Raw genomic sequence first — 5,499 nt, forward strand, 5'->3', positions numbered from 1 at the left:
CGGCGAGCCCCGGGTCGAGGACGGGCGGTCCGTTGTGGCGCTCGCCGCCGCCGGGCGGGACAGTGCCGAGGACTTTCCCGCCCCCGAGCGGCCCGGCGTCGGGTATCTCGGTGCGGGGCCGCCCACCTACGACCCCGAGCCCACCGCCCTGCCCCCGGCCCACGCCGACCGCCTGCGCGAGCTCGTCGCGGACACCGTGCTCGACGGCGCCCGCTACGGGACGTACACCCTGCGCGCCGCCTCCGTACGCGGCGATTCCGGGCGCTACCGGGGCGAGCCCCGCCGCGACACGCTGCTCACCGCGCGCTTCGGGGAAGGCGACGCCGCGCTCATCCTCGTCGCCGTCGCCACCGGCGCCCGCGCCACCGAGGGCGCCCACCTCGCCGCCGCCGACGCCTGTCACTGGATCGGCGGTGCCGTGGGGCGCAGCCACAGCCGGCTCTCCGACGACATAAGGGCCGGCCGCAGGGGCGACCTCAAGGCCGGCCTGCAACGGCTCACCGACCGCGGCTACGGCAAGCTCCGCGCCCGCGCCGCCGAGCTGGGCCTCCCGCCCGAGGCGTACACCGCGAGCCTGCGCTGCCTGCTGCTCTCCGCCGACCCCGACTGCCGTACCCGCGTCTTCTTCGGGGTCGGCGGCGGCGGCCTCTTCCGCCTCAGGGACGGCGCCTGGCAGGACCTGGAGCCCGCCGCCCCCGACCCCGCCGCCCTCACCGGCGACCCCGTCGTCGGCTTCGGCTCCCGGCCCGCCGAGACCCCCCGCCGTGACCGGCTGACCGTGGACCTCGGCATCCCGACACCCCCCGCCCCGTACGTCGAGGAGCCGGTGCCCCCGCAGGCCGAACCGTTCCGCTTCCGGGCCTCCGTCGCCCTCCCGGGCGACACCCTCCTCCTGTGCAGCCCCGGCCTCGCCGAACCGCTGCGCGGCGTCCCGGCCCTCGCGGCCGAGCTGGCCGACCGCTGGGGATCCGCCGAACCGCCAGGTTTGGCGTCCTATCTGGCGGACACCCAACTCAGGGTCAAGGGCTACGCGGACGACCGCACGGCCGTCGCCGTCTGGGAGGCGTAACCCCGCCCGCCGTGGGTTGATGGACCCAGGGCGGCGGCCGGACACCGGCGACCGGAGACGAGAGAGGGCACCTACCCATGGCCAAGCAGAACGTGGCGGAGCAGTTCGTCGACATCCTCGCCAGGGCCGGTGTCCAGCGGATGTACGGAGTCGTCGGCGACAGCCTCAACCCCGTCGTCGATGCCATCCGCCGCAACTCCGCCATCGAATGGGTGCAGGTCAGGCACGAGGAGACGGCCGCCTTCGCGGCCGGCGCCGAGGCCCAGATCACCGGCAGACTCGCCGCCTGCGCCGGCTCCTGCGGCCCCGGCAACCTGCACCTCATCAACGGCCTGTACGACGCCCACCGCTCCATGGCCCCCGTCCTCGCCCTCGCCTCGCACATCCCCTCCAGCGAGATCGGCCTCGGCTACTTCCAGGAGACCCACCCCGACCAGCTGTTCCGGGAGTGCAGTCACTACAGCGAGATGATCTCCAACCCGAAGCAGATGCCCCGCCTCCTCCAGACCGCGATCCAGCACGCGATCGGCCAGGGCGGGGTCAGCGTCGTCACCCTCCCGGGTGACATCGCCGACGCGCCCGCCCCCGAACGGGCGGCCGAGCACGCGCTGGTCACCTCCATCCCCTCCGTACGCCCCGCCGACGCCGAGATCGACAAGCTCGCCCGCCTGATCGACGAGGCGAAGCGCGTCACCCTCTTCTGCGGCAGCGGCACGGCCGGCGCCCACGCCGAGGTCATGGAGTTCGCCGAACGCGTCAAATCCCCCGTCGGCCACGCCCTGCGCGGCAAGGAGTGGATCCAGTACGACAATCCGTACGACGTCGGGATGAGCGGGCTCCTCGGCTACGGCGCCGCCTACGAGGCCACCCACGAGTGCGACCTGCTGATCCTGCTCGGCACGGACTTCCCGTACAACGCCTTCCTCCCCGACGACGTCAAGATCGTCCAGGTCGACGTGCGGCCGGAGCACCTCGGCCGCCGCTCCAAGCTGGACCTCGCGGTGTGGGGCGACGTACGCGAGACACTGAGGTGCCTGACCCCCCGGGTGAAGGTGAAGACGGACCGCAAGTTCCTCGACAAGATGCTGAAGAAACACGCGGACGCTCTCGAAGGCGTGGTCAAGGCCTACACCCGCAACGTGCAGAAACACACTCCCATCCACCCGGAGTACGTCGCGTCCGTCCTGGACGAACTCGCCGATGACGACGCCGTCTTCACCGTCGACACCGGCATGAACAACGTCTGGGCCGCCCGCTACCTCACCCCCAACGGCCGCCGCCGTGTCATCGGTTCGTTCAGCCACGGCTCGATGGCCAACGCCCTGCCCCAGGCGATCGGCGCCCAGTTCACCGACCGGGGGCGCCAGGTCGTCGCGATGTCGGGCGACGGCGGATTCTCCATGCTGATGGGCGACTTCCTCACCCTCGTGCAGTACGACCTGCCGGTGAAGATCGTCCTTTTCAACAACTCGGCCCTCGGCATGGTGGAGTTGGAGATGATGGTGGCGGGACTGCCGTCGTACGGCACCACCAACCACAACCCCGACTTCTCGGCCATCGCGCGGGCGGCCGGTGCCTTCGGTGTACGGGTCGAGAAGCCCCGGCAGCTCGGCAGCGCGCTCAAGGAGGCCTTCAAGCACAAGGGGCCCGCCCTGGTCGACGTGGTGACCGACCCGAACGCGCTCTCCATCCCGCCCAAGATCAAGGCGGACATGGTCACGGGCTTCGCGCTCTCGGCGAGCAAGGTCGTCCTGGACGGCGGGGTGGGGCGCATGGTCCAGATGGCGCGCTCCAACCTTCGCAACGTGCCCCGTCCCTGATTCCGTGCGCCCCCGGGATGCGAACCGGAATGCGTGAGCGGTCCCGTGTCGGGCATGCATCTCCTGTAGATATCGAGACAGGAGTAGAAGCCGGTACGAGCGGGGGGACAGAAGGATGGCTGGATTGCGGCGCCGAATGGGAGGTGCCGATCTCGCGGCCGTCCCGGAGGTGCGTCACGCCTTACGGGAGATGCTGAGACATTGGCAGGAGAGGGACTGCGCGGAGGTGGCGGAGCTGCTCATCAGTGAGCTGGTCACCAACGCGCTGGTGCACACCGAGCGGGGCGCGGTGGTCACGGCGACCATCGCGGACTCCCGACTGCGCGTGGAGGTACGGGACTTCGCCGCACCGCCCGCCGGGCCGCCCCTGGCCCCGGTACGGGCCGCCGACGACGCCACGCACGGCAGGGGACTCGCGCTGGTGCGCAGTCTCGCGGACGACTGGGGGATACGGACGAGGCCACTGGGAAAGGTGGTCTGGTTCGAGATGAACGGCGAGGCCGCCGCCTGAGCCCGCGGGGGCGCGGGCGCACCGAGCCAGCCGTACCGGCGACGTACCAGCGCCGTACAGGCAGGGGACGCGGTGGACGCGATGCCGCCGCAAACGCCGGACCGGCGTGACGGTTGTTCCGCCACACCGGTCCGATGGGTGCGAAGCTCCCGCGCGAGCCGCGCGGGGTGAGCCGCGAGTCGCGCACACGGGGATCTCAGCCGAACTGCTGCTCCAGGTCCTTGAGCTTGCGCTCCAGGGAGTCGAGCCGCGGCAAGGCCTGGGTGTCGTCCTCAGCGGTGAGGTCGACGGTACGGGGGGCTTCACTGCCCGTCGCGGGCTGAAGGGAGAGCCGGGAGCGATAGGGCAGTTGTCCCGGCTCGGGTATAGCAGGCTCCGCGGCGGCCTCGACGGCCGGCACGGACCCTCCTGGCGCGGTCACGGCGGGCAGCGGGATCTGGCGGCCACCGCCGCGTCCCCGGCCCCAGGCGCGGTGCTGCCGGTTGAGCGCCTTGATCTGCGCCCGGTCCAGCTTCTGCTGCTCCCGCCTGCGGTGCCGGTTCTGCTCCTTCGTCCGCTTGTCCTCACGGACCTCCTCGACCGCCTCGTCCAGGGTGCGAACGCCTTCGAGCAGCATCAGCGACCAGGCGCCGAAGGTCTCGCGGGGCGCGCGCAGCCACCGTACGATCCGGATCTGCGGCAGCGGGCGGGGCACGAGGCCCTGCTCGCGCAGCGCCGCACGGCGGGTCTGCTTCAGCGCGCGGTCGAAGAGCACCGCGGCCGAGAGGGACATGCCGGCGAAGAACTGGGGCGCGCCCGCGTGGCCGAGGCCGCGGGGTGCGTGGACCCAGTTGAACCACGCGGCGGCGCCGGCGAACAGCCACACCAGCAGCCGTGAACCGAGAGCCGCGTCACCGTGGCTGGCCTCACGCACGGCCAGGACGGAGCAGAACATCGCCGCGCCGTCCAGGCCGAACGGGACGAGGTACTCCCAGCCGCCGGTCAGGTTCAGGTTCTCCTGGCCGAAACCGACCAGGCCGTGGAAGGAGAGCGCCGCGGCGACCGCGGCGCAGCAGAAGAGCAGGGCGTACGAGGCGGTTCCGTAGATCGCTTCCTTGCGCCTGCGGCGCTCCTCGGTGCGTTCCCAGGAGTCCTCGGTCGCGGTTTTCTCACCGGCGCGCTTGCCGCGCGCGAGGATCGCCACCGCCACCAGGATTCCGACGAGCAGCACGCCGCCGGGGAGCAGCCAGTCCAGCGATATGTCGGTCAGTCGCATGCGGTGTTCCTTGCATCGCAGTAGGGCGTATCGGGCGCCATATTGGCGGAAGTGCGGTGTCCCTCAGGGGGTTTTGGGCCAAGACAACGCCAACGGGGCGGAGAGGCGCACAAATAGGCACGCTCGGCTCGAACTGCCGTGCGCAAAGCGGCTGTCATGTCCGATTAATATCACCCCTGCGGGTGGCGTGGAGCCGCCGGGTGACGGGCAGTCAGGCGCGGACGACCGGAGTGCGAGGTCAGAGCCGGATCAGACGTTCGCGGTCAATTTACCGACACGGTCGGCGTCACACGTACGCGGGCAGGTGACACACGTGTCGTCGGGACGCAGTGTGTAGTACAGGCAGCAACTCGCCCGGTCGCGGGTCGCGAGGGGCGCGCCGTCGGGTCCGGTCAGCTCACGGAAGCCCGCGGCGCCCACGTAAGGACCCGTGGTGCCCGGCAGCAGCAGCTCCAGCTCCGCCATCGCCCGGTCCTCCTCGCCCAGCAGGTGGGCGACGTACCAGAGGCCCTCGACGATCTCGTCGGTCGCCATGCCCCACAGCGCCCGCCGGCCCCGGCGCATCCGGGGGGCGAAGCCCTCCAGCACCGGCCCGAGGTGCTCCGCGACGGCCGCGCGCACCTCGGCGCGCAGCGCCTCCTCGTCCGGTACGACCCGGGCGTCCGGGTGCCCGGCGGCGGGATCGTCCGGCAGGCAGGCGAACGACCCGGTCCGGACGGCCATCCTGCCCCGCACCCGCTGGAAGGCGACGTCCGCCACGGGCACCCGCGGCACCCGGCGGTGCAGGAACCACGGCAGGGTGACCAGGAGGCAGGCGGGCCACGCGTAGCGGTGCAGCGCGAAA

Annotated in this window: 5 protein-coding genes; 3 read left to right on the forward strand and 2 right to left on the reverse strand. The window is 71.8% G+C overall.

Features of this window, described 5'->3' with window-relative positions:
• The 3 genes from GT042_RS01920 to GT042_RS01930 all read left to right on the forward strand — a co-directional run.
• A partial coding sequence (locus GT042_RS01920; RefSeq protein ID WP_237530392.1) for a protein phosphatase 2C domain-containing protein occupies positions 1 to 1,069 on the forward strand: 1,069 nt, incomplete at its 5' end.
• Positions 1,070 to 1,146: 77 nt separating this feature from the next.
• A complete protein-coding gene (locus tag GT042_RS01925; protein ID WP_161306950.1) occupies positions 1,147 to 2,889 on the forward strand; it encodes a pyruvate dehydrogenase in 1,743 nt (580 codons plus the stop codon).
• 115 nt (positions 2,890 to 3,004) lie between these two features.
• Positions 3,005 to 3,400, forward strand: coding sequence for an ATP-binding protein (locus GT042_RS01930; protein ID WP_202532229.1), 396 nt, complete (start codon positions 3,005 to 3,007; stop codon positions 3,398 to 3,400).
• 196 nt (positions 3,401 to 3,596) lie between these two features.
• Here the strand turns inward: GT042_RS01930 and GT042_RS01935 are convergent, their stop codons facing one another.
• Together GT042_RS01935 and GT042_RS01940 are read right to left on the reverse strand one after the other, a co-directional pair.
• Positions 3,597 to 4,655, reverse strand: coding sequence for a DUF2637 domain-containing protein (locus tag GT042_RS01935; protein WP_161306952.1), 1,059 nt, complete (start codon positions 4,653 to 4,655; stop codon positions 3,597 to 3,599).
• Between the two features lie 249 nt (positions 4,656 to 4,904).
• On the reverse strand, positions 4,905 to 5,499 hold a 595-nt coding region (locus GT042_RS01940; RefSeq protein WP_161306953.1), incomplete at its 5' end, for a (2Fe-2S)-binding protein.

This window comes from Streptomyces sp. SID3212 (genome assembly GCF_009865405.1).
Classification (GTDB): domain Bacteria; phylum Actinomycetota; class Actinomycetes; order Streptomycetales; family Streptomycetaceae; genus Streptomyces.

What these genes read in the sequence shown, in the direction of transcription:
- GT042_RS01925 (WP_161306950.1), top strand. Translation starts at nt 1,147, where the DNA reads ATGGCCAAGCAGAACGTGGCGGAGCAGTTCGTCGACATCCTCGCCAGG.
- GT042_RS01930 (WP_202532229.1), top strand. Translation starts at nt 3,005, where the DNA reads ATGGCTGGATTGCGGCGCCGAATGGGAGGTGCCGATCTCGCGGCCGTC.
- GT042_RS01935 (WP_161306952.1), bottom strand. Translation starts at nt 4,655, where the DNA reads ATGCGACTGACCGACATATCGCTGGACTGGCTGCTCCCCGGCGGCGTG.